At 71.1% G+C, this 14,280-nt stretch carries 10 protein-coding genes; 5 read left to right on the top strand and 5 right to left on the bottom strand.

Translation table 11 applies throughout. From position 1 onward, the window contains the following. Positions 1 to 8: 8 nt before the first annotated feature. Complete coding sequence (locus QIS99_RS17320) at positions 9 to 1,385, bottom strand: MFS transporter (RefSeq protein ID WP_282514342.1); 1,377 nt, start codon at positions 1,383 to 1,385, stop codon at positions 9 to 11. 321 nt (positions 1,386 to 1,706) lie between these two features. Here QIS99_RS17320 and QIS99_RS17315 point away from each other — a divergent pair, with 321 nt between their 5' ends. Beyond that, the gene (locus tag QIS99_RS17315) at positions 1,707 to 3,605 is read left to right on the top strand and encodes a helix-turn-helix domain-containing protein (protein WP_282514341.1); all 1,899 of its coding nucleotides are present in this window, start codon (positions 1,707 to 1,709) and stop codon (positions 3,603 to 3,605) included. Positions 3,606 to 3,644: 39 nt separating this feature from the next. Here QIS99_RS17315 and QIS99_RS17310 read toward each other — a convergent pair whose 3' ends face one another. Together QIS99_RS17310 and QIS99_RS17305 are read right to left on the bottom strand one after the other, a co-directional pair. Next, positions 3,645 to 4,067, bottom strand: coding sequence for a secondary thiamine-phosphate synthase enzyme YjbQ (locus QIS99_RS17310; protein ID WP_282514339.1), 423 nt, complete (start codon positions 4,065 to 4,067; stop codon positions 3,645 to 3,647). 241 nt (positions 4,068 to 4,308) lie between these two features. Then, the gene (locus tag QIS99_RS17305) at positions 4,309 to 4,602 is read right to left on the bottom strand and encodes a hypothetical protein (protein WP_282514337.1); all 294 of its coding nucleotides are present in this window, start codon (positions 4,600 to 4,602) and stop codon (positions 4,309 to 4,311) included. Positions 4,603 to 4,744: 142 nt separating this feature from the next. Here QIS99_RS17305 and QIS99_RS17300 point away from each other — a divergent pair, with 142 nt between their 5' ends. Then, the gene (locus QIS99_RS17300) at positions 4,745 to 5,941 is read left to right on the top strand and encodes an NAD(P)-binding domain-containing protein (protein ID WP_282514335.1); all 1,197 of its coding nucleotides are present in this window, start codon (positions 4,745 to 4,747) and stop codon (positions 5,939 to 5,941) included. Here the strand turns inward: QIS99_RS17300 and mltG are convergent. Continuing rightward, complete coding sequence (gene mltG, locus QIS99_RS17295; RefSeq protein ID WP_282514333.1) at positions 5,868 to 6,749, bottom strand: endolytic transglycosylase MltG; 882 nt, start codon at positions 6,747 to 6,749, stop codon at positions 5,868 to 5,870. The genes QIS99_RS17300 and mltG overlap by 74 nt on opposite strands. Before the next feature lie 326 nt (positions 6,750 to 7,075). Beyond that, on the bottom strand, positions 7,076 to 8,905 hold the full coding sequence (locus QIS99_RS17290) for an ABC transporter ATP-binding protein (protein ID WP_282514331.1): 1,830 nt from the start codon (positions 8,903 to 8,905) through the stop codon (positions 7,076 to 7,078). Between the two features lie 92 nt (positions 8,906 to 8,997). Here QIS99_RS17290 and QIS99_RS17285 point away from each other — a divergent pair, with 92 nt between their 5' ends. The 3 genes from QIS99_RS17285 (at position 8,998) to QIS99_RS17275 (ending at position 14,272) form a co-directional block, all read left to right on the top strand. Next, positions 8,998 to 9,435, top strand: coding sequence for a MarR family winged helix-turn-helix transcriptional regulator (locus tag QIS99_RS17285; protein ID WP_282514329.1), 438 nt, complete (start codon positions 8,998 to 9,000; stop codon positions 9,433 to 9,435). A 46-nt stretch (positions 9,436 to 9,481) separates the two neighbouring features. Beyond that, entirely contained in the window at positions 9,482 to 12,409 is a 2,928-nt protein-coding gene (locus tag QIS99_RS17280; RefSeq protein WP_282514327.1) for an FAD-binding and (Fe-S)-binding domain-containing protein, read from the top strand. Between the two features lie 387 nt (positions 12,410 to 12,796). Next, positions 12,797 to 14,272 (top strand): Gfo/Idh/MocA family protein, encoded by a 1,476-nt coding sequence (locus tag QIS99_RS17275; protein ID WP_282514325.1) that lies wholly within the window; start codon positions 12,797 to 12,799, stop codon positions 14,270 to 14,272. Positions 14,273 to 14,280 lie beyond the last annotated feature (8 nt).

Here is a 14,280-nt window from a genome sequence, read left to right as displayed (position 1 = left end):
CCTTGCTGCTACGGGACCTTGACGGTCTCGGGGGCCGTGGGACGTGGCCCGACGGCGGCCGATTCGTGCAGCGGCTTGCCCTTGGTCTCGGGAGCCCAGGCGACGCACATGGCGGTGCCGACGGCCGCGATGCCCGCGCCGACGAGCATCGACGGGCCGAGGCCGATGGTGTCCAGGCCGAGGGGAAGCAGATAGGTGCCCGCGGCCGCGCCGATCCGGCTGATGGAGCTGGCCACACCCATGGCCGAGGCGCGGATGTGGGTGGGGAACAGCTCGGTCGGATAGATGTACTGCAGGATGTTGCCGCCGCCGAGCGACAGGGCGTTGATGACGAACATCGTGATGGCGAGCGCCGCGGCCATTCCGGGGAAGAGGCCCAGCATCGCAAGGGAGACCGCCACCCCCACGAAGGTCCAGATGATCACCGGCCGCCGTCCGTACGTGTCCACCCACCGGATCGCGGGCAGACACCCGGCCAGCGTCACGAGGCTCACGACCACGGACCAGAGCAGGGCGGTGTTGCCGTCCTCGAAGCCGTACTCGCCGAGGATCACCGGGTAGAAGGTCCAGATCGCGAAGGCCGGGGCGACCTGGCACATCCAGAAGCCGCCCGCGAAGAGAGTGCGTCCCAGGTATCCGCCCTTGAAGAGTTCGCTGAGGCGGGCGCTCTGCGGCGGTTCGCTCTCCGACAGCTGCGTGAGTTCCGCGTCGGTCGGATAGCGGCCGAAAGCGGTGTTGATGGCTTCGCGGGCGTCCTCGGGACGGTTGTGGCTGAGCAGCCAGCGCGGGGACTCGGGTGTGCCGAGCCGGCCGAGGAGCAGGAGCACACCGGGCACGGTGGCGCTGGCGAGCATCCAACGCCACGCACCGTCCCCGCCGGAGGAGGCGACGACGTACCCGACGAAGTAGGCGGTGGACGCGCCGACGAACCACATGGCGACCAGGGCGCCCATCGTCCGGCCCCGCCTGTTCGACGGCAGCCACTCGGAGAGCAGCGCGGTGGCGATCGTATGATCCGCGCCGACGGCGAGCCCGGCGACGAAGCGCAGCGCGATCAGCTGCCAGGCCTCGGTCACGCCGAGCGACAGCGCCGACGCGACGACGAGGACGACCAGGTGGATGGTGTACATGGCCTGGCGGCCGACGCGGTCCGTGAGCCAGCCGAAGACGACCCCGCCGACCAGCACGCCGACCAGGGCGGCGGCGCCCACCATGCCTTCGAGGAAGGTCGTGAGCCCCAGGTCCTCGTCGGCCCCGGCGATGGCCACGCCGATGATGCTGAGGATGAAGCCGTCGAGGAAGGGCCCTCCGGAGGAGAGGAGGAACAGTTTGCGGTGAAACCGCCCGTAGGGCTGCCTGTCGATGATCGATTGGGTGTGGTCCACGAGTGGTGCTCCTGCTTTCAGTTCCGCCGGCCCCTTGGGCCGACGCACAGATCTCGGATCACGTCGTGATCCCCGAGGTGCCGGGGAGCCGCGGCGTCGGGAGACGCGACCTGTGCGTCGTCAAGTGCCAAGGGGGTAGCGCCGAATGGGAGGGGAAGGGCTCGGGGGTGCCTTGTGGGCGGGGGTGCCTTGTGGGCGTCGGCCGTGTTGCCGCCGGATTGCCAGGAAGTCTGCGACCCCGCCCGGCCCACAACAATGGTCCTGTGCAAACACTCGGCGTCACGGCGTTGTGAGTTTTAAGTACGCCTACACTGGATCGCGATGCCCAAGGAACCCCGCCGCCTCCCCGCCCTCACCGACAGCGAACGCGCCACCCTGTCGACCTGGGCACGCAGCCGCAGCAGCACACGGGCGCGGGCGCAGCGTGCGCAGATCGTCCTCGCGAGCGCAGCGGGCGCGGACAACACGGCCGTGGCCGAGGAGCTCGGCGTCTCCCGGCACATGGTCGGCACATGGCTCGCGCGGTTCCTGGCCGAGGGCCTCGACGGTCTGGCCGAGCGCCCTCGCCCAGGCAGACCGGCCAAGGTCGACGACGACAGCGTCGCCCGGATCCTCGTACGTCTGCTCACGGCGCCGCCCGCAGGTGCGCGGTCCTGGTCGACCCGGGCCATGGCCGCCGAATCAGGGCTCAGCCAGACGACGGTGAGCCGTATCTGGAGTGCCTACGGGCTCCAGGTCAGGGCGGGCCGGGTCCCGTCTGCAGACGCTCTGCCGGGCCGTCTGCCGCTCGAAGTCCGTGACGTGGTGGGGCTGTTCATCGCTCCTCCCGTCCGGGTCCTCGCCCTCACCGCGCGCGACCCCGGATCACCCCGGCGCCGCCGCCCCGCCTCGGGCACACCCTCGCTGGACCGGCCCTCGCTGGACCGGCCCTCGCTGGATCGGCCCTCGACGCAGGCGCGCAACCTGTTCGCCACGGCCGACTCCTTCACCACGCTCCGAGGCGGCTCCACGGCTCGGGCCACCACCGGCGAACCTTCCTGGCGCGACTCGCTCCGGGACTTCCTGAATGACCTCGACCAGAGCGCCGCCCCGAACCTGTCGGTACACCTCCTGGTCGGGGGCGAGGCGACCCCGTGGTCCCGCCCGACCATCGAAGCCTGGACGTTGGAGAACTCGCGTTTCCAGGGGCACTTCGCGCACTTCGCCTCCGGTTCGGCATGGCTCGGCGGGGTCGAACTGCTCCTTGCCGGCAATCCGCTGCTCAGCCACGAAACGGCCCCAGGGCTCGGCTCCGCCCTACCCGGACTCCGCGACGACCTGCACACATGGTGTGCCGGCTGGAGCGCGGAAGCCGTCCCCTTCAGGTGGCAGCAAACTTACGACTCAAGCAGTCAGAATCCCGAGCATTCACCGACCTCGAACGGGAGGTACGGGAGGCACGGGAGGCACGCGAACCCAGAGGCAGTCGACGATGCACTCGAAATGCCCGACAACCCGCCGGCGGCCGACCCGGTGGTCCGTACAGTGCGCGAAGAGCTGCTGTCAGTCCGCCGCCCGTCCGCGGAGCGAGTCAGGGAGGCTCCCCTGGCGGCTCAGCTCGGACTGTCCCGCGGTGCCATCCGCAAGGCACTGCACGCCCTCGCCGACGAGGGACTGCTGGAACGGCTGCCGCAGGGCGGGGCGGCGTATCCGCACGTCGACGTCAACACGATCGTGGACCTCTACGCCGCGCGGAGCGCGCTCGGAGCGGTGCTCATACATCGGGCCGCCATGCTCGACCAGCGTGAGCTACGCCCCGTAAGAGCGGCACTGTCCGAGGTGCGCTCCGTCGCCCGTGCGGGCCGCGACCACGCGCGGATCGGTGACGCGGACCTGTCGTTCCAGGACGCGATCGCGGCGACCGCGAACCTGCCCCAGTCAAGCCTGTTCTTCCAGCGCCTCACCATGCGCCTGCGGATGTTTCTCTCCATCGTCCAACTGGGCTTTCCCGACTCGGCCGTTGACCTCATCGCCCGGGAGGACGCCGTGATCTTCGAGGCGATCCGCGAAGGGGACGGCGACGAGGCCGCTCGCCTGTGGCGCGTCAAGGTAGAGCGCAGCGTCCGCTACATGGTCACCCAGCTCCCCGACGGGCACTTCGACCCCAACCTCTGGCTGGCCCTGGCCGGCAAACCGACACCACGGCCCGGAGACCCGCGCAAGTCGGCGTCGGGGTCGTAGCCGAGGGAGGCCGGCCGGTGCCGGTCGTGGGCGGGCGTCCTATCCGAGGAAGCTGAGCCGAACCTGGCGTTCCGGGTTCTGGATGTTCGTGTCCACCAGACACACCGACTGCCAAGTCCCCAGCTCCAAGCGCCCGTTGACCACCGGCAGCGTCGCGTGCGGTGGTACCAGGGCCGGGAGGACGTGGTCGCGGCCGTGGCCCGGGGTGCCGTGGGCGTGTTGCCAGCGGTTGTCGGCGGGGAGGAGGGTGTGCAGGGCGGCGAGGAGGTCGTCGTCGCTGCCCGCGCCGGTCTCGATGACCGCGACGCCGGCGGTGGCGTGCGGCACGAAGATGTTGAGGAGTCCGTCGCGGCCGGCCGCCGACTCGGCCAGGAATCGCTCGCAGTCGCCCGTCAGGTCGACGACTCGTTCCGTGGTGCCGGTCGTGAGGGTCAGGACGTTCGTGGTGAAGGGATCGGACATACGGCCATCGTCGCGCACCGGGCACCCCGGCGCCCAGTGGCCGCACCGGGGCCGCCTCCTCCTACGCACTCTTCGTACTGCCCCCTTCATACAGCCCCTCATGCAGCCTCTTCGTACCGCCCCTTCGTGCCGCCTCTTCGTACAGCCCTTTCGCGCTCCCCGCGTACGTCCGTGGTGTGAGACACCGTTGACCGTGCGTGGCATCTCGCTGCGTTCAGCGGGATGTTGCGTTCAGCTCTGCTCACGGCGCGCTGACACATCGACCTGCTGCGGGTGGCCTCCGCTCCGGGTCGTCGGCGAGCTCGAACTCGGCGTACGGCCAGGGGAGTTCGTGGCGCTGCTCGGGCGGAGCCGGGCGTTGGCGGAGGTCGGCCCTGACCACCGGGTGGACGGCTGGTGGCGGTGTGGGTCGCGTTCCGGCCCGGGGAGCGCTCCAGGTGGAGGTCGGGTTGACCGCGCTGCCGCCGGAGCCACTGCCGGAGATCTTCTGCGGCGGTTCGTCGGCGGTCGCCGGTCCGGTCGCGGCCCGGCACACGGATGTGTATCCGACCGGGGCGAGTCGCCGGCCGCGGTCAAGGAGAAGATCGACTGGGGATCGATCCGGGAGTCGGTACGCCGGAAGGCTCCTGGAGTCTGTGCTCGGGAAGATTCCCGGGCCCGCCCGAGTTAGTAGAAACGTGAACGACATCGGAGTACGTGGAGCGACGGACGCGGTACGGAACGTGCAGGTCGTAGTGGTGGGTGCGGGGCAGGCGGGCCTGTCCGCCGCCCATCACCTGCGGCGCACCGGCTTCGAGCCCGACCGCGACTTCGTCGTCCTCGACCACGCCCCGCGCCCCGGCGGCGCCTGGCAGTTCCGCTGGCCGAGCCTGACGTACGGCCGGGTGCACGGCATGCACGCGCTGCCCGGCATGGAGCTGAGCGGCGCCGATCCGCGGCGGCCGTCGTCCGAGGTGATCGGCGAGTACTTCGCGGCGTACGAGGAAACGTTCGGGTTGCGCGTCCACCGGCCCGTGGACGTGCGCGCGGTACGGGAGGGCGAGGGCGGGCGGCTCCTTGTGGAGAGCTCGGAGGGGACGTACGCGACGCGGGCGCTGATCAACGCGACCGGCACCTGGGACCGGCCGTTCTGGCCGCGCTATCCGGGGCAGGAGCTGTTCCGCGGACGGCAGTTGCACACGGCGCAGTACCCGGGGCCGCAGGAGTTCGCCGGGCAGCGGGTGATCGTCGTGGGCGGGGGCTCGTCCGGTGTGCAGCACCTGCTGGAGATCGCGCCGCTCGCGGCGGAGACGACGTGGGTGACGCGGCGCGAACCGGTGTTCCGCGACGGCGACTTCGGGCGGGAGCAGGGGCGGGCGGCGGTTGCGCTGGTGGAGGAGAGGGTCCGCCAGGGCCTGCCGCCACGCAGTGTCGTCTCGGTGACCGGCCTCGCCCTGACGGAGGCGGTACGCGCGGGCCGCGCCGACGGAACCCTGGACCGGCTGCCGATGTTCGACCGGATCACCGCGGAGGGCGTGGCCTGGGACGACGGTCGTGAGGTGGCGGCCGACGTGATCCTCTGGGCGACCGGTTTCCGTCCGGTCGTCGACCATCTGGCGCCGCTACGGCTGCGCGAGCCGGGCGGCGGCATCCGGCTCGACGGCACGCGCGCGGCCCGTGACCGCCGGGTGCACCTGGTGGGGTACGGGCCGTCGGCGAGCACGATCGGAGCGAACCGCGCGGGCCGGGCCGCGGTGCGGGAGGTTCGTCAACTCTTGTCCGAAGTCGAGGAGTTGAGGCCGGAAGCGCCGGCCCCTGGCCTCAGCCTGCCGCGTTCGCCTTCGGCGCCTGCTCGTGTTCCTTCGGCTGCTGCTGCGCCCTCTCGGACTGCCTGACGCGGTTGAACTCCTCGACGTTGCGGCGGTGTTCCTGGTAGTCGGCGGTGAAGCGGGTGTCGCCGGGCTTCACGGTGACGAAGTACAGCCAGTCACCCGCGGGCGGCGTGAGCGACGCTTTCAGGGCCTCGTCGCCGGGGTTGGCGATGGGCGTCGGCGGCAGGCCGTTCCTGTCGTACGTGTTGTACGGGCTCTTGATCTTCGTGTCCGCGTTCTTGGTGTCGAGGGTGGAGCGGTTCAGGGCGTAGTTGAGGGTGGAGTCCATCTGCAGGGGCATGCCGCGGTCGAGCCGGTTGTAGATGACGCGGGCGACCTTGCCCATGTCCTGCCGGGTGTCGGCCTCGGCCTGGACGATGCTCGCGATCGTGACCATCTGGTAGACGGAGACGGCGTTGCGCTTGGCGCCCGCAGCGACCGCGCCCGCGCCGAACCTCTTGTTGGCCGTGTCGACCATGTGCGCGAGCACCGACTTCGGGGTGGCCTTTTCGCCGATCGGATACGTCGCGGGGAAGAGGTAGCCCTCGGGGTTGCCGCCGGACTCCCCCGGCAGCTTGAGGCCCGCCGATCCGGCGACCTTCTTCGTGGTGCCCTTCTCGACGCCGAGGGCCTTGTCCACCGCCTCGTAGACCTGGCTGGAACGCCAGCCTTCCGGGACGAGCAGGGTGTCCGGGCGGCCGTCGCCGCGGTTCAGGAGCAGCAGGGGCACCGCCACGGCCGTGCCGGCCACGAGGGCGCCGGTCAGGAGGAGCGCGACCCGGCCACGGCGGGTCAGCCGGATCTTGCCCTGGCGCGGAGTCTTGTTCAGCATGTCGGCACGGTACCCCGACAGTTCGGACAATCCAGGCATATCTGACATATTTTCAGCTCGGAGTCCACCCGTGTGCGGGCTGCGCAGGAGCCTGTGCCGGGCGGGCTCGGGGGCTTGCGTCAGGCGGGCTCGCGGGCTTGCCCCGGGCGGGCTCGGGGGCTTGCGTCAGGCGGGCTCGCGGGCTTGCCCCGGGCGGGCTCGGGGGCTTGCGCGTGGCCGGTGCGGGGGCGTACGCCGGGGGTGCGGGGACGTACGCCGGGGGTGCGGAGGCTCAAGGAGGTGGGCCTCGCCGGAGCGCCGGGCGTCGGGCGTCGGGTCCGTACGGCTCATCCGGCCGCCGGGGGCAACTCGGTCCGGGCGTCCTTGCGGACCAGGGCCGCGTACCTGCCGTTCTCCTCCATCAGCGCCTCGTGCGTGCCGCGTTCGGCGATGCGGCCGGAGTCCAGGACGACGATCTGGTCGGCGGATCTGACCGTGGAGAGGCGGTGCGCGATGGTGATGCTGGTGCGGTTCGCGGAGAGGGCGTCGACGGCCTGCTGCACCGCGTGCTCGGTGCGGGTGTCCAGGGCGCTGGTCGCCTCGTCGAGGATGAGGACGGGCGGGTCCCGCAGGATCGTACGGGCGATGGCGAGGCGCTGCTTCTCGCCGCCGGAGAACCGGTGGCCGCGCTCGCCGACGACCGTGTCGTACCCCTCGGGCAGGGATGCGATGTGGTCGTGGATCTGCGCGGCGCGGGCAGCCTCGTGCAGCTCCTCCTCGGTGGCTTCGGGCTTCGCGAAGCGCAGGTTGTCGGCGACGGAGGCGTGGAACAGGTACGTCTCCTGGGAGACGACGCCGACCGCGCGGGCGAGGGTGCCGAAGTCGAGGTCGCGGACGTCGACGCCGTCGAGGGTCACGCGGCCGCCGGACACGTCGTACAGACGCGGGACGAGGTGGCTGAGCGTCGACTTGCCGGATCCGGTCGGGCCGACGACGGCGAGGCTGCCGCCGGCGGGGACGGTCAGGTCGACGGAGTCCAGCACGGGGGCGTGGGCGGACCCGGCTGCCGCGCCTTCGGCGTCGTACCGGAACTGCACGTTCTCGAAGCGGACTTCGCCCTTGACGGTGTCGAGGCGGACGGGCTCGGCGGGTTCCTCGATGTCCACGCGCAGGTCGAGGTATTCGAAGATGCGCTGGAACAGAGCGAGGGACGTCTGGATCTGGACGCCCGTGGACAGCAGGCTCACCGTCGGCCGGAACAGGCCCTGCTGGAGCGAGACGAACGCGACGAGCGTGCCCAGGGAGATCGACGGGCCGCCGACGTGCAGGGCGAGGCCCGCGGCCCAGTAGATGACGGCGGGCATGGCGGCCATGACGATGCCGATGACGGACATCCGCCAGCGGCCGGCCATGCTGGAGCGGACCTCCAGGTCGATGAGGCGCTCGGACTCGGCGGCGAAGTTGCGGGTGAGCGAGTCGCCGCGGCCCATGGTGCGGCCGAGCAGGATGCCGCTGACGGAGAGCGACTCGGTGACCGTGGCGGCCATCGCGGCCATCTGCTTCTGCCGCTGCGTGGCGATCTTCTTGCGTTCCCGGCCGACGCGGCGGCTGATCCAGACGAACAGGGGCAGCAGGGCGAGCGAGACGACGGTCAGGCGCCAGTCGAGGGCGAGCATCGCGACGACGGTGGCGACGACGCTCGTGAGGTTGGAGACCAGCGACGTCGCGGTGGAGGTGACCGTCGCCTGCATGCCGCCGATGTCGTTGGCGATGCGGGACTGGACCTCGCCGGTGCGTGTCCTGGTGAAGAAGGCGAGGGACATGCGCTGCAGGCGGCCGTAGACGGCGGTGCGCAGGTCGTGCATGACGCGCTGGCCGACCGTCGTGGAGATCAGCGTCTGGAGCACGCCGAAGACGCTGGTGACGACCGCGCTGAGGATCATGCCGAGGGCGAGCAGGCTGAGCAGTCCGGTCCGGCCCTCGGGGATCGCGGTGTCCAGGATCTCCTTGAGCAGGAACGGCGTCGCGACCGAGACCAGCGAGGAGGCCGCGACCAGCAGCCCGACCAGGGCGAGACGGCCACGGTAGGGACGGAAGAGCCGCAGGATGCGGCGGAGCTGGCGGGGCTGGTCGGGATCGGGGGGCGGTGGCGTCCAGCCGGAGTCTTCGGGGTGCATGGGCCTCCTGAGAGCGAGCTCACGATGTCCGGCTGAGCATAGCTCATTGTTACCCCTATTCACAATGAGCTTGGTCCTGCTACGCTTCGGCCATGACCTCGACCGACCCGGACGGCCTCCTCGCCGACCATCTGCTCCGCCTGGCCCGCCGGCTCCACCGCGTACAGAAACACCACCTGGAACCGGTCGGCCTGACGCCCGGCGAGTCCCGGCTGCTCCGCCTGGTCGCGCACCACACGACGCCGCCGCGGATGGCGGACCTGGCGCACGACCTGGAGGTGGTGCCGCGCGCCGTGACGTCGCTGGTCGACAGCCTGGAGACGGCCGGGTGCGTGCGCCGGGCGCCGGACCAGGAGAACCGGCGCGTGATCCGGATCGAGCTGACCGACGAGGGGCGCAAGACCCTGCGGACGCTCCGCGACGCGCGCCGGGCCGCCGCAGAGGACATCCTGGCTCCATTGACCGCCGGCGAGCGCGAGGTGCTCGGCGGGCTGCTCACCACCTTGGTGGACGACCCGGGCAGGTGTTGAGCCGAAGCCACGACCCGGAGCGCACGACGACGTCGAAGGAGGCGCTATGCCCCTGCTGGAGCCCCACGCGGACGCCCTGCGGCCCACCGCGCGCGAGTCCGCGCCGGCCCCGGACCGCGTACCGGACCGGCAGGCCGGCGGCACGCCCGAGCCGCTCAGGAGCGACCTGATCGCGCTGCTCGGCGCGGACAAGGTGCTGCACAAGGTCTCCGACCTGGTGCGGTACGCCTCGGACGCCAGCCCCTACCGCTTCGTGCCGCAGGTCGTGGTGGTCGCCGAGGACGTCGACGACATCTCGGCGGTCCTCTCGTACGCGCACGGCAAGGGCCGCGAGGTCGTCTTCCGGGCCGCCGGCACCAGCCTCAACGGGCAGGCGCAGGGCGAGGACATCCTGGTCGACGTGCGCAGGCACTGGGCGGGGATCGAGGTGCTCGACGACGGGGCGCGGGCCCGGATCGGCCCGGGCACGACCGTGGTGCGCGCCAACGCCACGCTCGCCCGGCACGGCCGCGTCCTCGGCCCCGACCCGGCCAGCGCGATCGCCTGCACGCTCGGCGGGGTGGTCGCCAACAACGCCTCCGGCATGACGGCCGGCACGACCCGCAACTCGTACCGCACGCTCGCCTCGCTGACCTTCGTCCTGCCGTCGGGCACGGTCGTCGACACCGCCGAGGACGATGCGGACGAGCTGCTCGCGCACGCCGAACCCGCACTCTGCCAGGGCCTGTTGGACCTGAAGGCGGAGATCGAGGCGGACCCCGAGCTCGTCGCCCGGATCCGCGCCAAGTACGAGATCAAGAACACCAACGGCTACCGCCTGGACGCGTTCCTCGACGGGGCGACGCCCGTGCAGATCCTGCGCGGCCTGATGGTCGGCTCCGAGGGCACGTTCGGGTTCATCGCGGAGACCGTCTTCGACACCCTTCCGCTCGACCGGTTGGTCTCCACCGCGCTGCTGTTCTTCCCGTCGCTGCCCGCCGCCGCGGCCGCCGTGCCACGGTTCAACGAGGCCGGTGCGCTCGCCGTGGAGCTGATGGACGGCAACACACTGCGCGCCTCCGTCAGCGTCGAGGGCGTGCCGAAGGACTGGGCCGAGCTGCCCAAGGACACCACCGCCCTGCTCGTCGAGTTCCGCGCACCCGACGAGGAGCGGCAGCGCGCGGACGAGGAGCGGGCCGCCGAAGTCCTGGAGAGCCTGCAGCTCGTCGCGCCCGTCGGCTCGGTGACCAACGCGTTCACGCGCGACGCGAAGACCATCTCCGGGTACTGGAAGGCCCGTAAGGCGTTCGTCACCGCCGTCGGCGGATCGCGGCCGTCCGGTACGACGCTGATCACCGAGGACTTCGCGGTGCCGCCCGGCCGCCTCGCCGACGCCTGCTCCGCGCTCCTGGAACTCCAGACCCGGCACGGCTTCGACGCGGCCGTCGCCGGGCACGCCGCCCACGGCAACCTGCACTTCCTGCTCGCCTTCGACGCGGGCAGAGCGGCGGACGTCGAGCGGTACGCGGCATTCATGGACGAGTTCTGCGCGCTGACCGTGGAGCGGTTCGACGGCTCCCTGAAGGCCGAGCACGCCACCGGCCGCAACATCGCGCCGTTCCTGGAGCTGGAGTGGGGCGCGAAGGCGACCGAGCTGATGTGGCGGACCAAGCAAGTCATCGACCCCGACGGGCTGTTGGCGCCGCGCATCGTCCTCGACCGGGACCCTCAGGCACATCTGCGCGGCCTCAAGACCATTCCGCAGGTGGAGGCGATCGCCGACCCGTGCATCGAGTGCGGCTTCTGCGAGCCGACCTGCCCCAGCCGCGACGTGACGACCACGCCGCGCCAACGCATCGTGCTGCGCCGCGAGATGATGCGCCAGTCCCCCGGCTCCCCCGTAGAGGACGGCCTGGTGGAGGCGTACGGGTACGACGCCGTGGACACCTGCGCGGGCGACTCCACCTGCAAGCTGGCCTGCCCCGTCGGCATCGACACGGGCCTGATGATGAAGGACTTCCGGCACGCCCGGCACTCGCCGCGCGAGGAGCGGATCGCCGCGCTCGCCGCCCGCAACTTCAAGCTCGTCGAGGCCTCCGCGCGGCTCGCCGTGGCCGCCGCCGACAAGATCGGCGACCGGCTCCTCACCTCGGTGACGCGCACCGCCCGCAAGGCCGTGCGCGCCGATCTAGTACCGGAATGGCTCCCCGAGATCCCCGGCCCCGCCGCTCGCCGGCTCCCTCCGACCTCGCGTGTGGGCGCCGCCGCCGTCTACTTCCCGGCGTGCGTCAACCGCATCTTCGGCACCCCCGGCCAGGGGCCGTCGCTCACCCAGTCCGTCGTCGCCGTGTCCGCCCGCGCGGGCAAGCCGGTGTGGATCCCGGACGACGTGAACGGCACGTGCTGCGCGACGATCTGGCACTCCAAGGGGTACGAGGCGGGCAACCGTGTGATGGCCAACCGGATCGTCGAGGCCGCCTGGGGGTGGACGGCCGGCGGTCGGCTGCCGCTCGTCGTCGACGCCTCGTCCTGCACGCTGGGCATCGCGCACGAAGTGGTGCCGTACCTCTCCGACGCCAACCGGGAGTTGCACGCCGAGCTGACCGTCGTCGACTCGCTGGTGTGGGCCGCCGAGGAACTGCTCCCTCACCTCACGGTCCTCCGTACCGTCGACTCCGCGGTCCTGCACACCACCTGCTCGATGCGGCACCTCGGCGACGGCGAGCAGCTGCGGCAGCTTGCCGAGGCCTGCGCCGACGAGGTCGTCACCCCTGACGACGAGGCCTGCTGCGGCTTCGCCGGCGACCGCGGCATGCTGCACAAGGAACTCACCCGCTCCGCCACCGCCCGTGAGGCGGCCGAGGTCACCTCGCGCCCGTACGACGCCCATCTGTCGGCCAACCGGATGTGCGAGGTCGGCATGGACCATGCGACGGGGCGGAGTTACCACTCCGTGCTGATCGAACTGGAGCGGGCCACGCGGCCGGGTCCGTAGGCGCCGCCCAAGCGCGCTTGAGGCATCTGACGTACCTGGTGCAACTGAAGGGGGTCGGCCGGGCGTTCTTGGCGGCCAGTCGTTCGAGGCGGCCGCCTCCTCGTGGCGGCCGCCTCCTCGTGGCGGCCGCTTCCTCGTGGCGGCCGCCTCCTCGCGGCGGCCGCCTCCTCGCGGCGCCGCTTCCTCCTGCCCTGAGGCGGGGGCGGAGGTGGGGCGGGAGCGAGGGCTGGGGCTGGGGCGGGTGGGGGCGGAATCGGGGAGTCCAAGTTCGCCTGCGATAAGTCCAATTCCCCGTCCCTGTCAGTCCCTTGCGGACCTGGTGATCTTCCGGACAGGGTGGCGTCGCCGTTGCTTCACCCACGTGCCACCTACGCGTACGGAGGTCTCATGCACGACGACAGGTCCCTGCCGCAGCCCGACCGTTCCGCCGATGAGCAGTCTCCGAGCACCGGTCAGGACGACTCCGGTGTGTCCCGCAGAGCCGTCATGCGCAACGCCGGGATCGCCGGTGTGGGCCTGGGACTCGCCGGGCTCACCGGCGGCACCGCGCATGCCAACCCCGCCGCTGCGACCACGCCCGCACAGGCCGCGGCAGCCGCCGAGGCGCCGCCCCGCAAGGGCAGGACCATGATCGGGGTGCCGTTCGAGGAGCGGTCCACGGTACGGGTCGGGATCGTCGGCCTCGGCAACCGCGGCGGCAGCATGATCGACCTGTTCCTGGCGTTGCCGCAGGTCAGGGTGGTGGCGCTGTGTGACCCGGTGAAGGAGAAGACCGCCGCGGCCGCGAAGAAGGTCACGGACGCGGGCCAGCCCGCCCCGGCCACGTACACCAAGGGCGAGGACGACTATGTCAACCTCTGCAAGCGCGGCGACCTGGACTTCGTGTACGTCGCCACCCCCTGGGACGCGCACTTCGAGATGGCGAAGGCGGCGATGCTGAACGGCAAGCACGTCGGCGTGGAGTGCCCGATCGCCCTCGAACTCGGCCAGCTCTGGGAGCTGGTGGACCTTTCCGAGCGCACCCGCAAGCACTGCATGCAGCTGGAGAACTGCTGCTACGGCAAGAACGAGATGCGGGTGCTGCGCATGGCGCACGCCGGGCTCTTCGGTGAACTCCTGCACGGCGCGGGCGCGTACAACCACGATCTGCGCGGCCTGATGTTCGACCCGGACTACTACGAAGGTCCCTGGCGCCGCCTCTGGCACACGCGGCTGCTCGGCGACCTGTACCCGAACCACGGCTTCGGCCCGGTCAGCAACTACATGGACGTCAACCGCGGCGACCGTGTCACGCACATTTCCAGCTTCGGCACCCCGGCGCTCGGTCTCGCCGAGTACCGGAAGGCCAATATGCCGCCGGGCGACCCGAGTTGGAAGGAGACGTACATCGAGTCCGACCGCACGATCAGCCTCGTACAGACGGAGAAGGGCCGCGTCATCCGGCTCGAACACGATGTGTCGACGCCACACCCGTACTCGCGTATCAACAGCCTCGGCGGGACGAAGGGTGTGTTCGAGGACTACCCGGAGCGGATCTACCTGGAGCCCGGCCACACCGACGACCAGTGGCACGACTTCGGCGAGTTCGCGAAGTGGGACCACTGGCTGTGGAAGGAGCACTCCAACCCGCCCGGCGGGCACGGCGGCATGGACTACATCATGGTGTTCCGACTGATGCAGTGCATGCAGCTGGGCCTGGTCCCGGACTTCGACGTGTACGACGCGGTCACGTGGACGGCGCCGGTGCCGCTGAGTCACGCCTCGATCAAGGCGAAGGGCGCGCCGCAGGCGATACCAGACTTCACGCGCGGGCTGTGGAAGAAGTCCCGTCCCGGGGTGGACTCGGAGAAGCCGGAGAGCTGATCCGGCCG

The sequence above is a fragment of the Streptomyces solicavernae genome (assembly GCF_029968095.1).
Taxonomy (GTDB): domain Bacteria; phylum Actinomycetota; class Actinomycetes; order Streptomycetales; family Streptomycetaceae; genus Streptomyces; species Streptomyces solicavernae.
The sequence above is the reverse complement of the archived record's forward strand: the minus strand, read 5'-3'. Positions and strand labels throughout refer to the sequence as shown.

Bases quoted from the DNA above. Each gene is read 5' to 3' on its own strand.
- mltG (WP_282514333.1), bottom strand. From the start codon at position 6,749: ATGCTGAACAAGACTCCGCGCCAGGGCAAGATCCGGCTGACCCGCCGT.
- QIS99_RS17275 (WP_282514325.1), top strand. From the start codon at position 12,797: ATGCACGACGACAGGTCCCTGCCGCAGCCCGACCGTTCCGCCGATGAG.
- QIS99_RS17310 (WP_282514339.1), bottom strand. From the start codon at position 4,067: ATGTCCGATCCCTTCACCACGAACGTCCTGACCCTCACGACCGGCACC.
- QIS99_RS17280 (WP_282514327.1), top strand. From the start codon at position 9,482: ATGCCCCTGCTGGAGCCCCACGCGGACGCCCTGCGGCCCACCGCGCGC.
- QIS99_RS17290 (WP_282514331.1), bottom strand. From the start codon at position 8,905: ATGCACCCCGAAGACTCCGGCTGGACGCCACCGCCCCCCGATCCCGAC.
- QIS99_RS17315 (WP_282514341.1), top strand. From the start codon at position 1,707: ATGCCCAAGGAACCCCGCCGCCTCCCCGCCCTCACCGACAGCGAACGC.
- QIS99_RS17285 (WP_282514329.1), top strand. From the start codon at position 8,998: ATGACCTCGACCGACCCGGACGGCCTCCTCGCCGACCATCTGCTCCGC.